This window comes from Pseudomonas sp. W15Feb9B (assembly GCF_000828175.1).
GTDB lineage: Bacteria > Pseudomonadota > Gammaproteobacteria > Pseudomonadales > Pseudomonadaceae > Aquipseudomonas > Aquipseudomonas parakoreensis.
This window is the reverse complement of sequence record NZ_JTKF01000061.1, coordinates 1-23041: the sequence shown is the minus strand read 5'-3', so window position 1 is coordinate 23041 and position 23041 is coordinate 1. Positions and strand designations below refer to the sequence as shown.

At 60.7% G+C, this 23041-nt stretch carries 22 protein-coding genes; 14 read left to right on the top strand and 8 right to left on the bottom strand.

Annotated features, from left to right (window positions below; translation table 11 throughout):
• Positions 1-96: 96 nt before the first annotated feature.
• The 8 genes from cobU to OC71_RS24735 all read left to right on the top strand — a co-directional run bounded on the left by cobU (position 97) and on the right by OC71_RS24735 (position 5580).
• Positions 97-618 carry a bifunctional adenosylcobinamide kinase/adenosylcobinamide-phosphate guanylyltransferase gene (cobU, locus tag OC71_RS24765; RefSeq protein ID WP_041074334.1) on the top strand — a complete coding sequence of 174 codons (522 nt, stop codon included), beginning with the start codon at positions 97-99 and terminating at the stop codon, positions 616-618.
• Positions 615-1670, top strand: a complete 1056-nt coding sequence (gene cobT / locus OC71_RS24760) for a nicotinate-nucleotide--dimethylbenzimidazole phosphoribosyltransferase (RefSeq protein WP_041074332.1) — start codon at positions 615-617, stop codon at positions 1668-1670. The genes cobU and cobT overlap by 4 nt, the downstream gene beginning before the upstream one ends.
• Positions 1667-2242: an alpha-ribazole phosphatase family protein gene (gene cobC / locus OC71_RS24755; protein ID WP_041074330.1), complete on the top strand. Its 576-nt coding sequence runs from the start codon at positions 1667-1669 to the stop codon at positions 2240-2242. The genes cobT and cobC overlap by 4 nt, the downstream gene beginning before the upstream one ends.
• Position 2243: 1 nt before the next feature.
• Complete coding sequence (locus OC71_RS24750) at positions 2244-2975, top strand: adenosylcobinamide-GDP ribazoletransferase (RefSeq protein ID WP_041074328.1); 732 nt, start codon at positions 2244-2246, stop codon at positions 2973-2975.
• Positions 2976-3176: 201 nt separating this feature from the next.
• Positions 3177-3581 carry a MarR family winged helix-turn-helix transcriptional regulator gene (locus OC71_RS24745; protein ID WP_007950413.1) on the top strand — a complete coding sequence of 135 codons (405 nt, stop codon included), beginning with the start codon at positions 3177-3179 and terminating at the stop codon, positions 3579-3581.
• A 53-nt stretch (positions 3582-3634) separates the two neighbouring features.
• A complete protein-coding gene (locus OC71_RS24740) occupies positions 3635-4843 on the top strand; it encodes an MFS transporter (protein ID WP_041074326.1) in 1209 nt (402 codons plus the stop codon).
• Positions 4840-4965 (top strand): hypothetical protein, encoded by a 126-nt coding sequence (locus tag OC71_RS28600; RefSeq protein WP_256198942.1) that lies wholly within the window; start codon positions 4840-4842, stop codon positions 4963-4965. Before OC71_RS24740 ends, OC71_RS28600 begins: the two co-directional genes overlap by 4 nt.
• 54 nt (positions 4966-5019) lie before the next feature.
• Positions 5020-5580 carry a glutathione peroxidase gene (locus OC71_RS24735; RefSeq protein WP_041074325.1) on the top strand — a complete coding sequence of 187 codons (561 nt, stop codon included), beginning with the start codon at positions 5020-5022 and terminating at the stop codon, positions 5578-5580.
• 179 nt (positions 5581-5759) lie between these two features.
• Here the strand turns inward: OC71_RS24735 and OC71_RS24730 are convergent, their stop codons facing one another.
• The 3 genes from OC71_RS24730 to OC71_RS24720 all read right to left on the bottom strand — a co-directional run bounded on the left by OC71_RS24730 (position 5760) and on the right by OC71_RS24720 (position 8159).
• Positions 5760-7031, bottom strand: a complete 1272-nt coding sequence (locus tag OC71_RS24730) for an OmpP1/FadL family transporter (RefSeq protein ID WP_041074323.1) — start codon at positions 7029-7031, stop codon at positions 5760-5762.
• 146 nt (positions 7032-7177) lie between these two features.
• Positions 7178-7660 (bottom strand): hypothetical protein, encoded by a 483-nt coding sequence (locus tag OC71_RS24725; RefSeq protein WP_041074321.1) that lies wholly within the window; start codon positions 7658-7660, stop codon positions 7178-7180.
• Positions 7661-7934: 274 nt separating this feature from the next.
• Positions 7935-8159: a hypothetical protein gene (locus OC71_RS24720; RefSeq protein WP_007962908.1), complete on the bottom strand. Its 225-nt coding sequence runs from the start codon at positions 8157-8159 to the stop codon at positions 7935-7937.
• A gap of 1011 nt (positions 8160-9170) precedes the next feature.
• Here OC71_RS24720 and OC71_RS24710 point away from each other — a divergent pair.
• Both OC71_RS24710 and rmuC read left to right on the top strand, forming a co-directional pair.
• Entirely contained in the window at positions 9171-9494 is a 324-nt protein-coding gene (locus tag OC71_RS24710) for a sel1 repeat family protein (protein WP_084234297.1), read from the top strand.
• Between the two features lie 175 nt (positions 9495-9669).
• Positions 9670-11034: a DNA recombination protein RmuC gene (gene rmuC / locus OC71_RS24705; RefSeq protein ID WP_161794919.1), complete on the top strand. Its 1365-nt coding sequence runs from the start codon at positions 9670-9672 to the stop codon at positions 11032-11034.
• A gap of 86 nt (positions 11035-11120) precedes the next feature.
• On the opposite strand, the gene OC71_RS24700 is transcribed toward rmuC, so the two are convergent.
• Both OC71_RS24700 and OC71_RS24695 read right to left on the bottom strand, forming a co-directional pair.
• Entirely contained in the window at positions 11121-14591 is a 3471-nt protein-coding gene (locus OC71_RS24700; RefSeq protein WP_041074315.1) for a PAS domain-containing hybrid sensor histidine kinase/response regulator, read from the bottom strand.
• 247 nt (positions 14592-14838) lie between these two features.
• Complete coding sequence (locus OC71_RS24695; RefSeq protein ID WP_041074314.1) at positions 14839-15381, bottom strand: TetR/AcrR family transcriptional regulator; 543 nt, start codon at positions 15379-15381, stop codon at positions 14839-14841.
• Between the two features lie 91 nt (positions 15382-15472).
• On the opposite strand from OC71_RS24695, the gene OC71_RS24690 reads away from it, so the two are divergent.
• The 4 genes from OC71_RS24690 to OC71_RS24675 all read left to right on the top strand — a co-directional run bounded on the left by OC71_RS24690 (position 15473) and on the right by OC71_RS24675 (position 20251).
• A complete protein-coding gene (locus tag OC71_RS24690) occupies positions 15473-16660 on the top strand; it encodes an MFS transporter (protein WP_041074312.1) in 1188 nt (395 codons plus the stop codon).
• Between the two features lie 50 nt (positions 16661-16710).
• Entirely contained in the window at positions 16711-17022 is a 312-nt protein-coding gene (locus OC71_RS24685; RefSeq protein WP_041074310.1) for a cupin domain-containing protein, read from the top strand.
• Between the two features lie 105 nt (positions 17023-17127).
• The gene (locus OC71_RS24680; protein WP_041074309.1) at positions 17128-18279 is read left to right on the top strand and encodes a TDT family transporter; all 1152 of its coding nucleotides are present in this window, start codon (positions 17128-17130) and stop codon (positions 18277-18279) included.
• Between the two features lie 97 nt (positions 18280-18376).
• Positions 18377-20251, top strand: coding sequence for an MFS transporter (locus tag OC71_RS24675; protein WP_041074307.1), 1875 nt, complete (start codon positions 18377-18379; stop codon positions 20249-20251).
• Between the two features lie 123 nt (positions 20252-20374).
• On the opposite strand, the gene sugE is transcribed toward OC71_RS24675, so the two are convergent.
• The 3 genes from sugE to rdgC form a co-directional block, all read right to left on the bottom strand.
• Positions 20375-20689: a quaternary ammonium compound efflux SMR transporter SugE gene (gene sugE, locus OC71_RS24670; protein ID WP_003223093.1), complete on the bottom strand. Its 315-nt coding sequence runs from the start codon at positions 20687-20689 to the stop codon at positions 20375-20377.
• A 119-nt stretch (positions 20690-20808) separates the two neighbouring features.
• On the bottom strand, positions 20809-21774 hold the full coding sequence (locus OC71_RS24665; RefSeq protein WP_041074305.1) for a bile acid:sodium symporter family protein: 966 nt from the start codon (positions 21772-21774) through the stop codon (positions 20809-20811).
• 175 nt (positions 21775-21949) lie between these two features.
• A complete protein-coding gene (rdgC, locus tag OC71_RS24660; protein ID WP_003223096.1) occupies positions 21950-22870 on the bottom strand; it encodes a recombination-associated protein RdgC in 921 nt (306 codons plus the stop codon).
• Between the last annotated feature and the right edge of the window lie 171 nt (positions 22871-23041).

Here is a 23041-nt window from a genome sequence, read left to right as displayed (position 1 = left end):
GGGGAGTGAGGTGTTTCAGCCACTGCGATCACTGTGGGAGCGGGCTTGCCCGCGAAGGGGTCAGTGGCCTCAACACATAATTTTCAGGATGTCCCCATGCACCAACTGATCCTCGGCGGCGCCCGCTCCGGCAAAAGTCGCCTGGCGGAAAAACTCGCCAGCGACAGCCAACTGGCGGTCACTTACATCGCCACCAGCCAGCCGCTGGACGGCGAGATGAACGAACGCGTCGCCCATCACCGCGCCCGGCGTCCGGCCGAATGGGCGTTGATCGAAGAACCGCTGCAACTGGCCCGCGTCCTGCGTGAAAACGCCAGTGCCGAGCGTTGCCTGCTGGTCGACTGCCTGACGCTGTGGCTGACCAATCTGCTGATGCTCGATGACGCCGCGCGTCTCGCCGCTGAGCGTGAAGCCCTGCTGAACTGCCTGGCGTCATTGCCGGGGGAAATCATTTTTGTCAGCAACGAGACCGGAATGGGTGTCGTGCCGCTGGGCGAATTGACTCGCCGCTACGTCGATGAAGCCGGTTGGCTGCATCAAGCTCTGGCCGAGCGTTGTCAGCGAGTCGTCCTGACCGTCGCCGGCCTGCCCCTGACCCTGAAAGGACCTGCGTTATGACTCAAGCGTGGTGGTTGAACCCGTGCCAATCCGTGAATGCCGAGATCGTTGAACAGGCGGCGGCGCGCCAACAGCAACTGACCAAACCGGCCGGTTCCCTCGGTCGCCTCGAAAGCGTGGCGGTGCAACTGGCCGGATTGCAGGGACAGATCAAGCCGACCCTTAAGCAAGTCTGGATCGCGATTTTCGCCGGTGATCACGGGGTGGTCGCGGAAGGCGTTTCCGCGTTCCCGCAGGAAGTCACCGGGCAGATGTTGCTCAACTTTGTCAGCGGCGGTGCGGCGATCAGCGTGCTGGCGCGCCAGCTTGATGCGCAATTGGAGGTGGTCGATCTGGGTACGGTAACGCCATCGTTGAACCTGCCGGGCGTGCGCCACCTTAACATCGGCCCGGGCACGGCGAATTTCGCGAAGGGCGCGGCGATGACCCAAGCGCAGGGCGAACTCGCCTTGGAGGCCGGTCGTGACAGCGTGCTGCGCGCCAAAGCGGCGGGCGCACAGTTGTTCATCGGTGGCGAAATGGGCATTGGCAACACCACTGCCGCCAGTGCACTGGCGTGTGCCTTGCTCGATTGCCCGGTGGCGCACCTGACCGGTCCCGGCACCGGGTTGAACGCCGAAGGCGTCAGCCATAAAGCACAAGTGATCGAGCGCGCACTGGCGCTGCACGCGGCGCAACGTGGCGATGCGCTGCAAACCTTGTTCAACCTCGGCGGTTTTGAAATCGCCGCACTGGTCGGCGCGTACTTGGCCTGTGCGCAGGAAGGCGTGGCGGTGCTGGTCGACGGCTTTATCTGCACGGTCGCCGCGTTGGTCGCGGTGCGGCTGAATCCGGCCTGCCGCGAGTGGTTGCTGTTCGGCCATCGTGGCGCCGAGCCGGGCCATCGTCATGTGTTGGAAACCCTCCACGCCGAACCGCTGCTGGAACTCGGTTTGCGACTGGGCGAGGGCAGCGGGGCAGCGTTGGCTGTGCCGCTGTTGCGTCTGGCCTGCGACCTGCACGGGCAGATGGCGACGTTCGCCGAAGCGGCGGTGGCGGATCGTCCGGCATGACGTTGCGTCTGGACCTGCTGCGCCACGGTGAGACGGAGCTGGGCGGCGGATTGCGCGGTAGCCTCGATGATGCGCTCACGGAAAAGGGTTGGGCGCAGATGCGTGCGGCGGTGCTGGCGGGCGGGCCGTGGGATCGCTTGATCAGTTCGCCGCTGCAGCGTTGCGCGCGGTTCGCTGCAGAGCTGGGCGAGCAACTGAATCTGCCGGTGCAGTTGGACAAGGACCTGCAGGAACTGCATTTCGGTGCCTGGGAAGGGCAGAGCGCAGCGGCACTGATGGAGACCGATGCCGAGGCGCTGGGGTTGTTCTGGGCCGATCCGTATGCTTTCACGCCGCCGCAGGGTGAGCCGGTCATTGATTTTGCGGCGCGCGTGCTGGGCGCGGTTGCGCGTTTGCATCAGGCCTATGCCGGTGAACGCGTTTTGTTGATCAGTCATGGCGGCGTGATGCGTCTGTTGCTGGCGCAGGCGCGAGGTTTGCCACGTGAGCAGTTGCTCAATGTCGAAGTCGCGCATGCTTCGCTGTTCGCGCTCAGCGTCGAGGCCGATGGCGTGCTCAAGGAAGGTCACTGAGATGCTGCCACTGTGGATCGCCCTGCAATTTCTCAGCAGCTTGCCGATTCGTCTGCCGGGGATGCCGGAGCCGCAACAGCTCGGGCGTTCGCTGTTGTTTTATCCGTTGGTGGGGCTGCTGTTCGGGGTGATCCTCTGGGTATTCAACCTGGTATTGGCCGGCGCGCCGCTGTTGTTGCATGCGGCGTTGCTGCTGACGGTGTGGGTGCTGCTCAGCGGCGCGCTGCATCTGGATGGTCTGGCTGACAGCGCTGATGCCTGGCTTGGTGGTTTCGGTGATCGCGAGCGCACGCTGACGATCATGAAGGATCCGCGCAGCGGGCCGATTGCCGTGGTGACACTGTTGTTGGTGTTGCTGCTGAAGTTTTGCGCGTTGCTGGCGCTGGTCGAGCAAGGGCACGCGGTGATGTTGATCATCGTGCCGCTGCTGGGGCGCGCGGCGTTGCTGGGGCTGTTTCTGACCACGCCGTATGTGCGCGCGGGAGGTCTGGGGCAGGCGTTGGCTGATCATTTGCCGCGCAGGGCCGGTTGGTGGGTGCTTGGGGCGAGTGCGCTGGCCTGTTTGCTGATTGCCGGGGTGAAAGCGATTGTTGCGCTGGTTGTCGCGTTCGTCGGGTTTGTCTGGCTGCGGCAGGTGATGATTCGGCGGTTGGGCGGGACCACGGGCGATACGGCGGGGGCGTTGCTGGAATTGCTGGAGATGGCGGTGCTGGTTGGGGTGGTGTTGGTCTGACAGGTGTCTGTTGCCTGTTCGGACCTCATCGCTGGCAAGCCAGCTCCCACAGGTATTGAGGCGTTTGCAGATTTTTTGAACACTTGCAAAAAACTGTGGGAGCTGGCTTGCCAGCGATGGGGATGTGTCAGACGCCACAATCCTTATTGATAAACTCATGTGTAACTTGATTTAACACAGTCGCGGGTATATACACGCATCATGCTTCCTTCTCAGTGTTTGTGCACCAACCTGCGTCGCGCCGCTCGTGGCGTCAGCAGGCATTATGACGGCGCTCTCGACGGCTTCGGGATCAACGTTGCCCAGTATTCTTTGCTGTGCAATCTGCAGCGTCTGGATCAACCGAGCATCTCGGAACTGGCCGAAGCCATGGGTCTGGATCGCAGCACTTTGGGGCGCAATCTGCGGGTACTCGAAGGTGAGGGCCTGGTGGCGCTGGCCGAGGGCGAGGACATGCGCAACCGCATCGTCCGGCTCACCGAAACCGGTGCACAGCGCCTCGCGGCGGCGCTACCGGCCTGGGAAGCGGCGCAACAGCGATTGATCGATCGCCTGGGCGCCGAGAAGCGTGAAACCTTGCTGCGACTGTTGGATGAACTGGCCTGAAGGCCGGTTTTTCCGGATTTAAGCGGGTATATACCCGCGAACGGAGAATAACAATGACATCGATGTGGCGTACGTGCGGTTGGGTGTTGCTGGGAAGTGCGCTGATTCTGGCGTTGTCATTGGGCGTGCGACACGGCTTCGGTCTGTTCCTGTCGCCGATGAGTGCGCAGTTCGGCTGGGGGCGCGAAGTGTTCGCCTTCGCCATTGCCTTGCAGAATCTGATCTGGGGCCTGGCGCAGCCGTTCACTGGCGCGCTGGCTGACCGTTTCGGTGCGGCGAAAGTGGTGCTGGTCGGCGGCGTGCTGTATGCCGCGGGCCTGGTGTGCATGGGGCTGTCCGATTCGGCGCTGACCTTGTCGCTGAGTGCGGGTCTATTGATCGGTATCGGCCTGTCCGGCACCTCGTTTTCGGTGATCCTCGGCGTGGTCGGGCGTGCGGTGCCGCCGGAAAAGCGCAGCATGGGCATGGGCATTGCGAGTGCCGCCGGCTCCTTTGGTCAATTTGCGATGTTGCCGGGCACACTGGGTTTGATCGGCTGGCTCGGCTGGTCGGCGGCGTTGCTGGTGCTGGGCCTGCTGGTGGCGCTGATCGTGCCGCTGGTGAGCATGCTCAAGGACAAGCCGCTGCCGGTGCTGGGCCATGAACAGAGCCTGTCCGAAGCGTTACGCGAAGCCTGTTCGCACTCGGGGTTCTGGCTGTTGGCATTCGGCTTTTTCGTCTGCGGCTTTCAGGTGGTGTTCATCGGTGTGCATCTGCCGGCCTATCTGGTTGATCAACATCTGCCGGCAACCGTCGGCACCACGGTGCTGGCGCTGATCGGTCTGTTCAATATCTTTGGCACTTATACCGCTGGCTGGCTCGGCGGACGCATGTCCAAGCCGCGTCTGCTGACGGCGTTGTACCTGCTGCGTGCGGTGGTGATCGTGCTGTTCCTGTGGCTGCCGGTGACGACGACGTCGGCGTACCTGTTCGGCATGGCCATGGGCTTCCTGTGGCTGTCGACGGTGCCGTTGACCAACGGCACGGTGGCGACCTTGTTTGGTGTGCGCAATCTGTCCATGCTCGGCGGCATCGTGTTCCTCTTTCATCAGCTTGGCTCGTTCCTCGGCGGCTGGCTGGGTGGCGTGGTGTATGACCGTACCGGGAGTTATGACTTGATCTGGCAAGTGGCGATTCTTTTGAGCCTGCTGGCGGCCGCGCTGAACTGGCCGGTACGCGAGCGTCCGGTGGCGCGTCTGCAGCCGACTGTCGGCGCCGTATGAAGCGCTCCTGGCCACGAATTGCTTTCACTGCACTCGGTGCCCTGTTGCTGGCGCTGGTGTGGTGGGGCTGGCATCAGGGCGGCCTGGCGTTGATGCAGTTGGGCATGGGCGCTTGCTTGTAGGCTTGGATGACGAGTAACGTCGGGAGTCTGATGACTGCTCAAAGGATGCCCGACATGCTCATGCGCTGGTGTGCTGTACCCGCGTTGCTGATGGCGTTGACCGGACTGGCCCAGGCGGCTGATTGCCCGGAGGCGCTGCAAGGTTCGTTGCCCAAGTTGCGCGCCAAGGAATCCGTCGATCTGTGCCAGCGCTACGCCGGCAAGCCGCTGGTGGTGGTCAATACCGCCAGTTTCTGTGGCTTCGCCCCCCAGTTCGAGGGCCTCGAAGCGCTCAATCAGCATTACAAGGCGCAAGGCCTGGAAATGCTCGGCGTGCCCTCCAATGACTTCAAGCAGGAGTCCAAGGACAGCGCCGAAACCGCCAAGGTCTGCTACGCCAACTACGGCGTGACGTTCACCATGACCGAGCCGCAGAAGGTTCGTGGCGACGATGCGACTCACCTGTTCAAGGTGCTGGCCGAACAGAGCAGTGCGCCGAAGTGGAATTTCTACAAGTACGTGATCGACCGGCAAGGCAAGGTGATTGCCAATTTCTCCAGCCTGACCAAACCGGATGATCCAGAGTTTATTGCGGCAGTTGAAAAGGCCATCGCCTCAAAACCACTGCAGCCATGACCCTGTAGGAGCTGCGGAACGCTGCGATCTTTTGATCTTAAAAAACAAGATCAAAAGATCGCAGCCTCGTTTCACTCGACAGCTCCTACAGGTTGTAAATCTCAGGCACAAAAAAGCCCCGCTTTCTGCAAAGAGAGCGGGGCTTTTCTGTGGGCGAGGTTTAGCCTCGCCGTGCAGCATCAGAAGCGGTAAGTAGCGCCAACACCGAAACCGTTTGCCGAGTTTTCATACTTGGCGTCGTAGGTCTGGCCACGATCGTTCTGGTTGTGGACCTTGACCGACTCTTCTTTCAGGTACGAGTAAGCCACGTCGATGGTCAGGTCTTCGGTCGGGCTCCAGCCGGCACCGATGCTGAAGATTGTGCGGTCGCCAGTAGGGATGCGTGGCGAGCGGTCGACGTTGTTGGTCGGCGACTGGTCGAAGGTCAGACCGGTACGCAGTACCCATTCCTTGTTCAGCTGGTACGAAGTACCCACGGCGTAAGCCCAGGAGTCGTGCCAGTTCTGCTCTTCCGTGATCTCGCCGAACTGGCCGGCCAGCAGCGGCTGGACGCCCGAGTTTTCAACGGTGATCTTCTTCAACTGGCTCCAGCGGGTCCAGGTCGAACCGGCGTAGACGTTCCAGCGATCGTTGATCGCCTGAGTCACCGAGAAGTCCACCGATTCAGGCGTGGTGATCTTCAGCGAAGCGTCGTACTTCTGCTCGGCGCCCAGACCGACGGCGCCCAATACGCCGTAGTTGACCTTGGTGTTGCCTTCGAGCTTGTAATCGACTTTCGAGTGGTAGGTCAGACCCAGACGCGTGGTGTCGGTGGCTTGTACCAGCACGCCGATGTTGTAGCCCAGCGCGGTGTCGTCACCCTTGATCTTGACCTTGCCGTCCGGCGCGGCCTGGGTGATCGACAGGTTGGATTCCAGCGTGCCGTCGATGCGGTTGATGGTCGGACCAAAACCGATCGACACCACGTCGTTAAACTTGTAGCTGACAGTTGGCTGGAAAGTGATGACTTGTACTTCGGACTTGCTGCCGAAGTAACGGCCGCCAAAGCCTTTTTCATAGTCGGTAATCAGGCCGAACGGCACGTACACGCCGAGGCCGAATGCCCAGTGCTCATCGATCGGTTTGACGTAGAAGCCCATAGGTACGGAGGTGAAGGGCACCATGTCGCCTTTGTTGCTGCCGCCGTTAGGGCTGGAGCTGGCGTCGCTGATATCGGTCTTGGCATCGAGGAATGCAACACCGCCGGTGACTTGTTCGCGCGTGAGGCGCGACATGCCGGCAGGGTTGCCATAAACAGTGCTTGCGTCGTCGGCAGAAGAGGATCGCCCAGCGTAACCAGTACCCATCCCGCTGATGCTGTGTTCGTTGATGGCAAAGCCAGCTGCGAAGATCTGGGTGGATGCCATGGTAACGGCGAGGCTAAGGGTGGTTTTGAGCATGACTTTTTTCATTATTAGAACTCCTGGTGATCACCGGGGCGAAAATTACCAACATTTTCGTTCCAGCGCTATAGTCCCTATGCCTTGATTTAGAGCGGTTTTGTAGGACAATCCGACCAGATTCGCGACCTGTTGAGCGATCTTCTAAAACTTGCCAGTCAACACGCGACCTGATTCACCGGTGAAACACAGGTTTGCCAGGCGTAGGTGAAGTCGCGCAGACGGCCTTGCGGCTGGAAGGTCTGACGCCAGATTCGCGCCATGCCCAGCAGATCGCCCGGGGCGGGGAGGGTGGGGTGTTGTTCTTCTACCAGCAGCCAGGCGATGGCGGTGGCGTAACGCAGATTGACGGTCAATTCCAGGTGCGGGCCGCTAAGAAAAGCATGCTGGCTGGCGAGACCGCGAACAAGGCTCGCGCGCTCCGGATCCAGAGCCAGGTAGTGATCCCAAAGGGCTTGGTGGCGATGCTCGGCTATCCGGTAAAGGCCGTGGCCACGGCGGTCATGCAGGGCGGAGCCGAGGGCGGACTGGCTGGCGGCGATTCCCAGCAGCAGGGATTCGGCGGTTGCGCAGTGACGCCCCAGATAAATCAATGTGGGACGGATCACGTAGCGACACAGTTCGCTGGCAGCGATACCCATAATGCCCTCGATTCTTGTAATGGGGCGGCGAAACCTGAAGGGGCCTTGGCAGCGGTGGATCGACTCAGGCTCGCCGAAAGCGGATCAAGCCGCTTGAGTTGAAGTGTAGTGTCATATTCACGTCGTAAAGGCCTGTTTTTAAAATATTTCCGGCGCTGGGTCAGTCGCGTTATATCCGATGGTGCTTAGACGTCAAAAGCTAAAAGCGAAACATCAGGCAATAAAAAGCCCCGCATTATGTGCGGGGCTTTTGCTTTTGCACCCTTTTCGGCCCTCAGGCAATCAAGGCCTGACGCGTACGATCAATAATGGCCTGCAGCGGCTCGGCGCTGGAGTATTGATCGGGGTACAGACGCTCGCTGTGGCGGGCGATTCCGTGTTCATTGACCACGGTGAAGCTGAAGCAGCCTTTGCGAGCGGCCATGATCAGGCAGTTCATTGGGGCAAAAGCGTTGGTTAGGGTGCGAATGGCATCCTGAGTCTGGATTTGAGTAGACATAGTTATTAGGTGTTCCTACAAATGACACGGATAAGAACCGTGCAACGTTAAAACGTTCCAGTAATGTCGACCACCATTGGTCGAACAAAGAACCCGACTGGAACAAAGCAGCCAGTTTGAAGCGCTGATAAGTTGGCGCGCTTGGGCTGGCAGGTAGGTACTTAGGAGGACAGGCAACACATCGAGGGCAGAGGTTCTGGGCCCGGGGTGAAGATCCTGATCAATTTGCAGGTTGGTTCGGTCAGAGTAAGTGGTCTTCGCAGCACCCTTTGCATTCATTCAAAGGCTGTGCTGGCGCAAGATTTACCTGGAAACCATCGAGGGGTCGTTCCCGCTTTTTTCGGTGAAGGGCTTCTGGGAAGAAGGTTGACCGTGGGGATGTGTTCGACCGGAATTGACTTTCAGCTTGGTACTAACGCCGCGGATAGTAACGGAACGTCCTGGACAATGCAAACCCTGCGGCAAAAAAGATTTCGGTCGGTGGCGCGGATCGTGGGTGACAGGGCTGGCCCTTTCGCGAGCAGGCTCACTCCCACAGGAGAACAGGGACCGAATGTGGGAGCGAGCCTGCTCGCGAAGAAGCCGTCCGTCGCCACAAAAGCGTGCAGCCATGCCCATCGCCAACCCGCTTATCCACTGCTCAGGGTGCAAAACGACCCGAAAAAGCGCATCGATATAACCGGGTAACAGGTACTTGTGCACATTAGTTGCGCAGACGGTAACCTCACCGTCATATCAATCCTGACCCCGGTGGCTGCCTGCATCAAAAGTTTAAGTCAATGAAAAATATCGTCTTTTTTTGTTGGTGAAAAAATCGTCAGTTTGACTGCGAGCCCCATTCCACAAGGCTTTGCGCGAGTTCGGGAGCGGTTGTCCACTGAGTTATCCACAGCTTCTGTGGATTGTCCCTAGCGCTTGCTCTAGCACGGGCGTGCCGGGTTTTTTTTCGACTTTACCTGTACGAAAAAGAGAGTAGAGTGGCGCGCCTTCCGATCTGTCCCACAGTGTTTTATGAAGTTTCGCTCAGTATCAGACTCTGTTACCTCCGAACACCCTCGTGTTACCTCTCCCAAGCGATTTTCCGTGCGTGTGGCCGAATGGCTGCTCGACAGCCCGCGGCTGGGCGATAGCCGTAATGCCAAGCATCTGGCGGGGCGTCTGCTCAAGCAACCGGCACGCGAAGGCGTAGTCGCGGCGCAAAGTCGCCTCGGCCAATTGATGTGCCGCGAGTGCGGCAATGCCCGGGATCGGCGCATCGGCCAGGATCTGCTGCGCCAGGCCGCTCGCGCCGGCGACCGTCGTGCACAACGGGAACTCGGTCTGCTCGAAGACTGAGCTGTCCAACACCCCACGCCTTGGTTAACCTTCAGGCTTTATCGGATCGGCAGGAGTGGCTATGGCTATGGACTTGACCAGCGTGTTGCTCGGTCTGGCGGGCGCGGGATTACCGCTGCTGGCGCTGGCCTGGCAACTGCAGCGGCGGGCCAGCGATCGGCAAGCCGAGGTCGCCTTGCTCGAAGAGCGCCTGGCCATGGCGCAACTGGCGCAGGACGGGCTTAACGCGCAGTTGGAAGCCAGCCGCGATGAAATCGTCGACCTCGGCCAGGCCAATGCCGCCAGGCAGGCGGAGTTGGCGGCTCTGCGCCGCGAAGTCGAGTTGTTGCAGATCGAACGCGATGACGCCCGTGACGCGTCCCACGCCTGGAACATCGAGCGTGCCAACAAAGAGGCCGAATTGCGCCGCCTCGACGCTCAGACCGCTTCGCTGAACGCCGAACTGCGCGAGCAACAGGAAAGCCATCAACAACGTCTCAGCGACCTGCAAGGCTCGCGCGATGAGTTGCGCGCGCAGTTCGCCGAGCTGGCAGGAAAGATCTTCGATGAGCGTGAACAGCGCTTTGCCGAGACCAGTCAACAGCGTCTCGGCCAGTTGCTCGATCCGCTGAAAGAGCGCATCCAGTCCTTCGAAAAACGCGTGGAAGAGAGTTATCAGGCCGAAGCCCGCGAGCGCTTTTCGCTGGCCAAAGAGCTGGAGCGTCTGCAGCAATTGAACCTGCGTCTGAGTGACGAAGCGACCAACCTGACCCGCGCCCTTAAAGGCCAGAAAACCCAAGGCAACTGGGGTGAGTTGATTCTTGAGCGGGTGCTGGAACACGCCGGTCTGGAGAAGGGTCGCGAGTACCAGACCCAGGTCAACCTCAAGGGGCCGGACGGCGAGCGCTTCCAGCCGGACGTGATCATTTACCTGCCGGGCGACAAGCAGGTGGTGGTCGACTCCAAGGTCAGCCTCACGGCGTATCAGCAGTACGTCGCCGCTGAAGACGACACCCTCGGCCAGATCGCGATCAAGCAGCACGTGCTGTCGCTGCGCAGTCACGTCAAAGGCCTGGCCGGCAAGGATTACAAGCGTCTGGAAGGCCTGCACAGCCTCGATTTCGTCTTGCTGTTCGTGCCGATCGAAGCGGCATTTTCCGCCGCTCTACAAGCTGAGCCGACGCTGTTTCAGGAGGCGTTCGACCGCAACATCGTGATCGTCAGCCCAACCACGTTGCTGGCGACGTTACGGGTGATCGACAGCCTGTGGAAGCAGGAACGGCAGAGCCAGAACGCCCGGGAAATTGCCGAGCGTGCCGGCTGGCTGTACGACAAATTCGTGCTGTTCATTCAGGATCTGGACGAAGTCGGCAATCGCCTGCAACAGCTGGACAAGGCCTACAGCTCGGCGCGCAACAAACTCACGGAAGGGCGCGGTAACCTGGTCAGCCGCAGTGAACAGCTCAAACTGCTCGGTGCGCGGGCGAGCAAGAGTCTGCCGGCGGACTTGTTGGAACGGGCGATGACCGATGTCGACGGGCTGGTCGAACTGCCAGAGTGAAGAGCAAAAGATCGCAGCCTGCGGCAGCTCCTACAGGATGAATGCAAATCCCATGTAGGAGCTGCCGCAGGCTGCGATCTTTTGCTTTACAGCGGCACATACCGACTCAACAACGCCCGCAACGCCGCCGGTTTCACCGGTTTGGCCAGATAATCCAGCCCTGCCGCATGCACCTGCGCCACCGTCTCCGGGCGGCCATCGGCACTGATCACCACCCCCGGCACCGGCTCGCCTAACGTGGTGCGCAGCCACGCCATCAGCTCGGTTCCGGTATCGCCGTGGTCGAGGTGATAGTCGACCAGTGCCAGTTGCGGTCGTACGCCATCGTTGAGCAACGCCGCGCATTCTTCGCGATTGCGCGCCGTCCACACCTGACAGCCCCAGCGGGTGAGCAGGCTGTTCATGCCAATCAGAATGCTGTCTTCGTTGTCGATGCACAGCACTTGCGCGCCGCTGAGCAACTTGCCGTTCAACTCCACCGCGGCGTTTTGCGGCAGCGCTTGCGTCCGGGCCAATGGCACGCTGACGCTGAACACGCTGCCGCGTCCCGGCCACGAACGTACGCGCAGGGTATGGCCAAGCACGCGACACAAACCGTCGGCAATCGCCAGGCCCAGGCCAAGGCCTTTTTCGGCGCGGGTCTGATGGCTGTCGAGGCGTTTGAATTCCTCGAAAATCACCTGTTGCTTGTCTTCCGGAATCCCCGGTCCGCGATCCCACACTTCCAGACACAGTTCACTGCCGCGACGGCGTACGCCCAGCAGCACCGGGCCTTTGGCGTAGCGAAACGCATTGGTCAGGAAGTTCTGCAAGATCCGTCGCAGCAGCTTGATGTCACTGTCGATGCGCAAATGACTGCCGCGCACCCGGAACGTCAGCCCTTGTTCCTGCGCCAGCGCCTTGAATTCGGCGCCGAGGGTGTCGAACAGCTCGTTGACCGCGAACGGCTTGCGATCGGGGTTGATCTTGCCGTTTTCCAGCCGGGAAATATCCAGCAGGTCGCTGATCAAGTCTTCTGCCGAACGCAGCGAACTGTCGAGGTGTTGCACCAGTTTCTGCGCTTCGCTGCTCAAGCCGTCGTCCTGATGGGACAGGGCGGCAGAGAACAGGCGCGCGGCGTTCAGCGGCTGCATCAGGTCATGGCTGACGGCGGCGAGGAAACGGGTTTTCGACTGATTCGCGGCCTCGGCATGGCCCTTGGCTTCAGTCAGTGCAACGTTGAGCTGCGACAGCTCTTGGGTGCGCTCGCTGACCCGTTGCTCCAAACCTTCGTTGGCCTCGGTCAGCGCCTGCTCGGCTTCGCGGAACGCGGTGATGTCGGTGAAACTCATGACGAAGCCGCCGCCGGGCATCGGATTGCCGATCAGCTCGATCACCCGGCCGTTGGGGAACAAGCGTTCGGAGGTGTGCGCACGGCCCTGACGCATCCAGTGCAGCCGCCGGGCAACGTGGACTTCCGCCTCGCCGGGGCCGCACAAGCCGCGTTCGGCGTTGTAGCGAATGATGTCGGCAATCGGCCGGCCGACGCTGATCAAACCGTCCGGGTAGTTGAACAACTCCAGATAACGCCGGTTCCATGCCACCAGTTTCAGCGACTGGTCGACCACGCTGATGCCCTGGGTAATGTTTTCGATCGCGCCTTGCAGCAAGGCGCGGTTGAATTGCAGGACTTCCGAGGCTTCGTCAGCGATACGGACGACGTCCTCCAACTGCATTTCCCGACCTTCGATGGCGGCTTTTACTACCGCGCGCGTCGAAGAAGCACCAAGCACGCCGGCCAGCAGGCGTTCGGTGTGGGCGATCCATTCGCCGTCAGCATTCTGGTTCGGGTTGAAGCCCTTGCCCTGGCGGTAAGCGAAACGAATGAAGCTCTGTCGCGCGCGCTCTTCACCGACAAAGCGTGCCGCCAGTTGCAGCAAATCATCAATCTGCACCGCGAGCATCGAGCGCGCACTCGGCCGAGCACTGATTTCCTGGCCGATGAAGCGCCCGGCCTGCCAGTGTTCCGAGACCCGCGTGCGCGACAAAACCGAGACCCATGCAAACAGCGTGAAGTTGCCCGCCAGTGACAGCACCACGCCTTGGGTCAGCGGGGTGATCGGCAGGTTCAGCGGGTTACTGTGCAGCCACGAAAGGCCCGGGAACGTGCTCAGCGACCAGCCGAGACTGTGGGCGGCAATCGGCAGGATCAGCGTGTAGAACCAGAGGAACGTACCGGCGGCCAGACCGGCGAAAACCCCGCGACGGTTGGCCTGCTTCCAGTACAGCGCGCCGAGCATCGCCGGGGCCAGTTGGGTGACGGCGGCGAAGGCGATCTGGCCGATGGTTGCGAGGCTTGCGGTGGAGCCGAGCAAGCGGTAACTGACGTAGGCCAGCAACAGAATCAGCACGATGCTCACGCGGCGCACCGAGAGCATCCACTGGCGGAACACTTCGAACGGGCGCTCGGCGTTGTTACGGCGCAGCAACCACGGCAAGAGCATGTCGTTGGAAACCATGGTCGACAGCGCCACACTGGCCACAATCACCATACCGGTGGCCGCTGACGCACCACCGATGAACGCCAGCAACGCCAGGGCCGGATGGGCCTGGGCCAGTGGCAGGCTGATCACGAACGAGTCCGGGAGTACGTGGCTCGGCAGCATCATCTGCCCGGCGAGGGCGATCGGCACCACGAACAGCGCGGCCAGCGCCAGATAAGCCGGGAACACCCATTTGGCCAGGCGCAGGTCTTGCGGGTCGATGTTCTCCACCACCGTGACATGAAACTGTCGTGGCAGGCAGATGATCGCCATCATCGCCACACCCGTTTGCACCACCATCGACGGCCAGTTGATGGTTTCTTTCCAGTATTGCTCCAGTCGTGGCGCGAGCATGGCCTGATTGTACAGGTCGTCGAAACCGTCATACAGGCCAAAGGTGACGAAGGCGCCGACAGCAAGAAAGGCGAACAGCTTGACCAGTGATTCAAAGGCAATCGCCAGCACCATGCCGCGGTGGTGCTCGGTGGCGTCGAGGTTGCGCGTACCGAAGACGATGGTGAACAGCGCCAGCACCAGCGACACGATCAGCGCGGTGTCCTGTGCGCGGGTGCCCATGGCGTCGGCACCGGCGCCGATCAACAGGTTTACACCGAGGACGATGCCTTTGAGTTGCAGAGCGATATAAGGGAGAACGCCGACCAGACAGATCAGCGCCACCACCACTGCCAGCGATTGCGATTTGCCGTAGCGCGCGGCGATGAAGTCGGCAATCGAGGTGATGTTTTCCTGTTTGCTGATCATCACCATTTTCTGCAGGACCCAAGGCGCGCCCAGCAACAAGAGGATCGGCCCGAGGTAGATCGGCAGGAATGACCACAGCTGTTCGGCGGCTTGGCCGACGGCGCCGAAGAACGTCCAACTGGTGCAATAAACCGCCAGCGACAGGCTGTATACCCACGCGCGCATCCGCGGCGGCAACGGCGTGCTGCGACGGTCGCCATAGAAGGCGATGGCGAACATGATGGCCATATAGGCCAGGGCGACGGCGGCGATCAGCCCGGTGGACAGCGACATGCAACACTCCCGACAAAAGACTCCCCGGCAATCCTGCCCGGGCGGACAGTCTCGCATGAGTGCGGCGGTTAGTCAGTGTCGACCAAGGTCGTGGCGTGGCGGGGTGTCGCAGGTTTGAAACCGGGTGGTTTCTCGGGTGACCGGTCAGGCCCCATCGCTGGCAAGCCAGCTCCCACAAGGAACTCCAGTGGGCACATATTTTGTGAACATCACAGACCCTGTGGGAGCTGGCTTGCCAGCGAAAGCGTCAGTCCTGTTTCAGCGCGATATCGATCAACCGATGCAGCTCATCCACCTCCAGCGCCGCCGCCGAAAACAGAATCCGGAACACCACCGGGGCCACCACCAGATTGATCAGATGATCAACGCTCGGCGCCGACTCGTCAGGGTGACGCTCGATGATGGTCTGCAACTGCGCGCCAATGATCGTCACGCAATACCCCGGCGTGGCGCTGGCCTGCACGTCGCGCATCATGTTGCGCCCAGGCTCCGAACTCATCTCGTCCAGATACTGCTCGGCCCAGGCGCGGATATCACCGCGCAGGTCACCGGTCACCGCCGGTTCACTGTCCGGGCGCATGCGGGCGAGGGCGACGTCGGCGAGCAATGCTGCCAGATCACCCCAGCGCCGATAGATCGTCGACGGCGTGACCCCGGCGCGCGTCGCGATTTGCGGGACGGTCACGGTGCTGCGCTCCTGTTCTTGCAGAAGTGCGCGGACTGCCGAATGAATCGACTCTTGCACCCGGGCACTGCGGCCGCCGGGGCGTAAACCTTCTTTAATAGCCATGCGCCAGACCTTAACACAAAGAATTTGCTTTAAGCCAAAGCCGAGCGCACACTCCGCAAAAGCAAAAAATTAGCTTTTGCGGAGTGTGCCCATGACCAGCCTTGCTTCCAACCGTGGCAGCCTGATTTTTCTGGCGATCACCTTACTCAGTTTTCTCGCTGCTTCCACAGCGCCGACGCCGTTGTACCACCTGTATCAGGATCAACTGCACTTCTCGGCAGCGGTGCTGACCCTGATTTTCGGCGTGTACGCCCTGAGTCTGCTGGCAGCGCTGCTGACGGTCGGTTCGCTGTCCGATCATCTGGGGCGCAAACCGGTGATTTTCACTGCCGTGCTGCTCAATGCGCTGGCGATGTTGCTGTTTATCAGCGCCGACAGTGTTGCCTGGCTGATCAGCGCCCGCGTATTGCAGGGTTTTGCCACCGGCATGGCCACCGCTGTTTTGAGCGCCACACTGCTCGACACCGACCGCCAGCATGGGCCGTTGATTAACAGCGTCGCACCGTTGCTCGGCATGGCGCTGGGCAGCATGGGCTGTGGCTTGCTGGCCGAATTCGCCCCGGCGCCGTTGCAACTGACTTACTGGTTGTTGCTGGCGCTGTTTGTGTTGCAGGCGGTGTATGTCTGGCGTCTGCCGGAAAGCGTCACCCCGCAGGCCGGGGCCTGGGCTTCGCTGCGGCCAACCCTGCATGTGCCGGTTCAGGCGCGTTCGACCTTGTGGCGTGTGCTGCCTCTGAACACCGCAACCTGGGCGCTCGGCGGCTTTTTTGCCTCACTGGCGCCGTCGCTGGTGCGCACCGCCACCGGCTCGACGTCGAACCTGATCGGCGGCGCGACCGTCTCGGCGTTGACCGTGACCGGGGCGCTGATGATTTTCACTTTGCGCAATCGTCCCGCCGGCAAATCCCTGCAAATCGGCGCCAGTCTGCTGCCTGTCGGCGTGCTGCTGATTTTGCTTGGCGTGCACAGTGCCAGTCTGGCGCTGTTTTTCCTCGGCACACTGGTTGCCGGTTGCGGCTTTGGCTCGGGTTTCCTCGGCGCGGTGCGCAGCCTGGTGCCGTTGGCCCTGCCGCATGAGCGGGCCGGTTTGATGTCGGCGTACTACGCGCTGAGTTATCTGGCGTTCTGCCTGCCGGCCTTGTTGGCCGGGCATTTGACCCGAGCCTATGGGTTGCTGGCGACCACCGACGGCTACGGCGCCGGATTGATCGCCCTGGCCGTCGCCGCGCTGCTGCTCAGCCTGCGCCCGCAAGCAGTCAAGGCTTGCAGCACTCCATAAACGCGGTGGTTTCAGTTACCTTTGTCCGGCCTTCTTTCACGGATCGACAGATGAAGATTATCCGCAGCAAGTCGTTCACCGCCGAGCGTGCCTGGGGCGCGCTGGATATCGCCAACATGAACGGCATCACCACGCGCCTGCACTGGACTGATCAGCCGTACAAATGGCACGTCAACGATGGCGAGGAGGTGTTCGTGGTGCTCGACGGTCAAGTGCAGATGCACTATCGCGAACAGGGCGAAGAAAAGCAGGTGCGGCTGGAGGTCGGCGACATTTTCTACGCCTCGGTCGGCACTGAGCACGTTGCGCACCCGCAGGGGGTGGCGCGGATTCTGGTAATCGAAAGCGAAGGCAGTGTTTGACTGCTTATCTGCAAAGTAGATAACAGATAGAGAAATTACCCGTTATATAGATATTCGATTCGGTTCTACCATGGACTCAACCTCACCTGAGGACAGGAGCTCATGATGACTTGCCCCAACATAGCCAAACCCGGCATCAAGCCGTTAAGCCAGCTTCAGCATCCGCGTGAAGTGATCCGTCAATTCACCCCGAACTGGTTCGCCGCGACCATGGGCACCGGCGTACTCGCCTTGGCGCTGGCGCAATTGCCGGTGGCGATCCCCGGGTTGCACGCGGTGGCCGAAGGTTTGTGGCTGTTCAACATTCTGTTGTTCACCTTGTTTACCTTCGCTTATGCCGCGCGCTGGATTCTATTCTTCGATGAAGCGCGGCGGATCTTCGGCCACTCCACCGTATCGATGTTCTTCGGCACGATTCCCATGGGCCTGGCGACCATCATTAACGGCTTTCTGCTGTTCGGCCTGCCACGCTGGGGCGAGGGTGTGATTCATCTTGCCGAAGTGCTGTGGTGGCTCGACGTGGCGATGTCGCTGGCCTGCGGTGTGTTGATTCCGTACATGATGTTTACCCGTCAGGAACACAGCATCGACCAGATGACCGCCGTCTGGCTGCTACCGGTGGTGGCTGCAGAAGTGGCGGCGGCCAGCGGTGGCTTACTCGCGCCGCATCTGGCTGATGCCCATGCACAACTGGTAGTGCTGACCACCAGTTACGTGCTCTGGGCATTTTCCCTGCCGGTGGCGTTCAGCATTCTGACCATCCTGTTGCTGCGCATGGCGCTGCATAAACTGCCTCACGAAAACATGGCCGCCTCGAGCTGGCTGGCCCTCGGCCCGATCGGCACTGGTGCGTTGGGCATGTTGCTGCTGGGCGCTGATGCACCAGCGATCTTCGCCGCCAACGGGCTGCCGGGTATCGGTGAAATCGCTGCAGGCGTAGGGCTGGTCGCCGGTATCACCCTGTGGGGCTTCGGCTTGTGGTGGATGTTGATGGCGCTGCTGATCACCGCGCGTTACCTGCGTGACGGCATCCCGTTCAACCTCGGCTGGTGGGGTTTTACCTTCCCGCTGGGCGTGTATTCGCTGGCGACCCTCAAGCTCGCCAGCACGCTGAACCTGGGTTTTTTCAGCGTGGTCGGCTGCGTGCTGGTGAGTCTGCTGGCGGTGATGTGGCTGATCGTCGGTAAACGCACCGTGCAAGGCGCGTGGCGCGGTGAGCTGTTTGTCTCACCTTGTATTGCAGGGTTGAAGAAATAACCTGAAAAGTTTAGGTAAGGTGTGGCCTGGATCGCCGATCGAGATTCCAATAAGCAGATCCAGGCCATTCTCTACCGACCTCAGGGAAACACGGAAGATGAGTCACCCCTCACAGTTCAACCTGCTTCGCACTCGGCGCTTTCTGCCGTTTTTCATCACCCAGTCACTGGGCGCGTTCAACGACAACGTGTTCAAGCAGTCGCTGATCCTCGCCATTCTGTATCGGCTGACCATCGAAGGTGACCGTTCGATCTGGGTCAACCTGTGTGCGCTGCTGTTTATCCTGCCGTTCTTTCTGTTTTCGGCGCTGGCCGGGCAGTTCGGGGAAAAATTCGCCAAGGACGCGCTGATCCGTCTGATCAAACTCGCGGAAATCGCGATCATGGCCGTCGGATCGATCGGTTTCCTCTTCGATCACCTGTCGCTGATGCTGGTGGCGCTGTTTGCCATGGGCACGCATTCGGCGCTGTTCGGGCCGGTGAAGTATTCGATCCTGCCGCAGGCGTTGCGCGAGGATGAGCTGGTCGGCGGCAACGGTCTGGTGGAGATGGGCACGTTCCTGGCGATTCTTGCCGGGACCATCGGCGCCGGGATCATCATGTCCTCGACGCACTACGCGCCGCTGGTTTCGACCGCGATTGTCGGCATTGCCGTGATCGGTTATCTCGCCAGTCGCAGCATTCCGCGCGCGGCGGCGGCCTCGCCGGAAATGCGTCTGAACTGGAACATCTTCAGCCAGTCCTGGGCCACGCTGAAACTCGGTCTGGGCCAGACGCCTGCGGTGTCGCGTTCGATTGTCGGCAACTCGTGGTTCTGGTTTGTCGGGGCGATTTACTTGACGCAGATCCCGGCCTACGCCAAGGAATGGATGCACGGCGACGAAACCGTAGTCACGCTGATCCTCACGGTGTTCTCGGTGGGCATTGCGCTGGGTTCGATGCTGTGCGAGAAGCTCTCCGGGCGCAAAGTCGAGATCGGTCTGGTGCCGTTCGGTTCGTTCGGCCTGACCGTGTTTGGCCTGCTGCTGTGGTGGCATTCCGTTGGAATCCCGGAAAGCGTCACTGGCCACAGCTGGACCGAAGTGCTGGGCTTTGCGCATACCTGGGCGGTACTGGTCGATATTCTCGGCCTCGGTATTTTTGGCGGTTTCTATATCGTGCCGCTGTACGCGTTGATCCAGTCGCGCACCGCCGAGAACGAGCGGGCGCGGGTGATTGCCGCCAACAACATTCTCAACGCACTGTTCATGGTGGTCTCGGCGATCGTTTCGATCGTGTTGCTGAGTGTGGTCAAACTGTCGATTCCGCAGCTGTTCCTGGTTGTGTCGCTGTTGAACATCGGCGTCAACGCCTACATCTTCAAGATCGTCCCCGAGTTCAGCATGCGTTTCATGATCTGGCTGCTCAGCCATTCCATGTACCGCGTCGAGCACCGCAACCTTGAGGCGATCCCGGACGAGGGCGCGGCGCTGTTGGTGTGCAACCACGTGTCGTTCGTCGATGCGCTGCTGATTGGCGGCGCGGTGCGTCGGCCGATTCGCTTTGTCATGTACTACAAAATCTACAACCTGCCGGTGCTGAACTTTATCTTCCGCACGGCGGGGACGATTCCGATTGCCGGACGCAACGAAGACATCCAGATCTACGAAAAGGCCTTCACCCGGATTGCCCAGTATCTGAAGGACGGTGAGCTGGTGTGCATCTTCCCGGAAGGCAAGTTGACCACTGACGGCGAGATCAATGAGTTCAAGGGCGGGCTGACGCGGATTCTCGAAGAAACGCCGGTGCCGGTGATTCCGCTGGCGTTGCAAGGGTTGTGGGGGAGTTTCTTCAGCCGCGATCCGAACAAGGGGCTGTTCAAGCGGTTGTGGTCGCGGGTGACGTTGGTGGCGGGTTCGGCGGTGACAGTGGACGCGGCGGAGCCGGCGAAACTGCAGGGGTTGGTGGGGGCGTTGCGCGGGACTGTCAGATAGTTGTTATCTGAATTGGCCCCATCGCTGGCAAGCCAGCTCCCACAGGTTTTCTGGATTTACACAAGAATTGTGTTCATGGGAGATCCCTGTGGGAGCTGGCTTGCCAGCGATGGGGCCATTGGCTTAAGCGCTTACTTTAAGGCCAATCAACCCGGTAATGATCAACGCCACACTGGCCAGGCGAATCAACGCCATCGATTCACCAAACAGAATGATCCCCGCAATCACCGTGCCCACAGCGCCGACTCCGGTCCAGATCGCATAAGCCGTACCCAGCGGCAATTCCTTCATCGCCAGGCCCAGCAGGCCAAGGCTGATGGCCATGGCCGCAACGGTCAGGACGGTGGGGAGTGGGCGGGTGAAGCCGTCGGTGTATTTCAGGCCGACGGCCCAGCCGACTTCGAACAGGCCGGCGAAAAACAGAATGATCCAGGACATGAGAGACCTCCATCGATTGACGGGGCCGTCCCCAGATTGATAACTCGATCGAGCCGCAGGGTCGTCCCCGCGTAGCGAAATAGTCTGCCGAGCATTAATCCGGGGATCAAGTTTCCCGGTCAGTCGGCTGGCTGCTGCGCTAGCGCCTCACGGTCTTCTTTCTCGCTCATGCGCCGGAAGTACGTCGAGAGCAACGCCCCGGAAATGTTGTGCCAGACGCTGAACAACGCGCTCGGCACCGCCGCCAGCGGCGAAAAGTGCGCGCTGGCCAAGGCCGCGCCCAACCCCGAATTCTGCATGCCGACTTCCAGCGCCAGCGACTTGCGCTGCGCCAGTGGCAACTTGAACAGGCGCCCGGTGAAGTAACCCAGCAAGTAGCCGAAGCTGTTGTGCAGCATCACCACGGCCATGATCAGCAGCCCGGATTCGGCAATCTTCGCCTGACTGGCGGCCACCACGGCGGTGACGATGATCACGATGCTGACCACAGACACCAGTGGCAGCACGTCCACCGCGTGGCGCACCCTGTCGCCGAGCACGCGTTGCGCGACCACGCCGAGCACGATCGGCAGCAGCACCACTTGCAGAATCGACCAGAACAATTCCATGAATGAAACCGGCAACCACGCCGAAGCCAGCAGCCAGATCAGCGCCGGGGTCAGCAGCGGGGCGAGCAGGGTGGTGACAGCGGCAATTGCCACCGACAGTGCCAGATCGCCGCGGGCCAGCCAGGTCATGACGTTGGAGGAGGTGCCGCTTGGGCAGCAGCCCACCAGAATCACCCCGACCGCGATTTCCGGTGGCAGATGGAAGATCTGGCAGAGCAACCACGCCACACCGGGCATGATCACGAAATGTGCGACCACGCCCAACGCCACACGCCACGGATGGCGGGCGACGGCAGCAAAGTCGTCAAGTTTGAGGGTCAGACCCATGCCGAACATCACCAGCCCCAGCAGCGGCACGATCGCACCCTTGAGACCGAGAAACCACGCCGGTTGCAGGAACGCGATCACGGCGAAAATCAGAACCCAGTAAGCGAAAGTGTTGCCGACAAAGCGGCTCAGTACAGCCAGTGCTCGCATGGCGTGTTCCTTATTATGTGAAAGCGTTAGGAAGCCAAGCATACGGTGCCAGCAAAAAGATCGCAGCCTTCGGCAGCTCATACAGGGAAACACATTCCAAATGTAGGAGCTGCCGAAGGCTGCGATCTTTGCTTTTTTCAGGCGCCCTCAATAAAGGAGGGCGCCGGAGAGAGGTTTAAATCCCCTGCGGAGTCTCTTCCCCACCCAACGCTTCGACCAGTGCCGGCAGGAAGTCGCCGAAGGTCAGCATCATCAGGGTGAAGCTGGCGTCCAGTTGGCCCAGAGCCTCGTCGCCACCGTCCTGCTCCGCCTGATCCTGCAGCAGGTCTTCGAACTTCAGGCGTTTGACGGTCATCTTGTCATCGAGCATGAACGACAACTTGTCTTGCCAGGCCAGCGACAACTGAGTGACAACTTTGCCGGTGCTCAAGTGCAGCTGAATTTCTTCGCTGGTCAGGTCCTGACGCTTGCAACGCACGATGCCGCCGTCTTCGTGGGTGTCGCGCAGCTCGCACTCGTCCAGAACGAAGAAGTCCGGGGCCGCTTGCTGGGTGGTGACCCACTCGGTCATCACGGCGGTCGGCGCGGTTTTCACGGTCAGCGGACGCACGGGCAGGGTGCCGAGCACTTCACGCATTGTGGAGAGCAGGTCTTCGGCGCGTTTCGGGCTGGCCGAGTTGACCAGGATCAGGCCCTGTTTCGGCGCGATGGCAGCGAAGGTCGACGAACGACGGATAAAGGCACGCGGCAGGAACGCCTGGATGATTTCATCCTTGATCTGATCGCGTTCCTTCTTGTAGACCTTGCGCATCTGCTCGGCTTCGATCTCTTCGACCTTTTCCTTGACCGCGTCGCGCACGACGCTGCCCGGCAGAATACGTTCTTCCTTACGCGCAGCGATCAGCAGGAAGTCGCCGCTGACGTGCACCAGTGGCGCATCTTCGCCTTTGCCGAATGGCGCGACGAAACCGTAGGTGGTCAACTCCTGGCTTGCACATGGACGCGCCAGTTTGGTGGCCAGTGCAGTTTCCAGCGCCTCGGCATCGACAGGCAGGTCTTGGGTCAGGCGATAGATCAGCAGGTTTTTGAACCACATGGGGTGAGTCTCTCCTTTATACAAAGGGGGGCATTATTGTCTTCGCCGTGGCATAGGCCAACCCTTCTCTAAGCCTTTGGAAGGCCTGAGAAAATTAATTAAAAAAGTGCTTGCCAGAGGTTGGGTCGCTCCGTAGAATGCGCGCCACACCGAAGCGAAGGGTGATTAGCT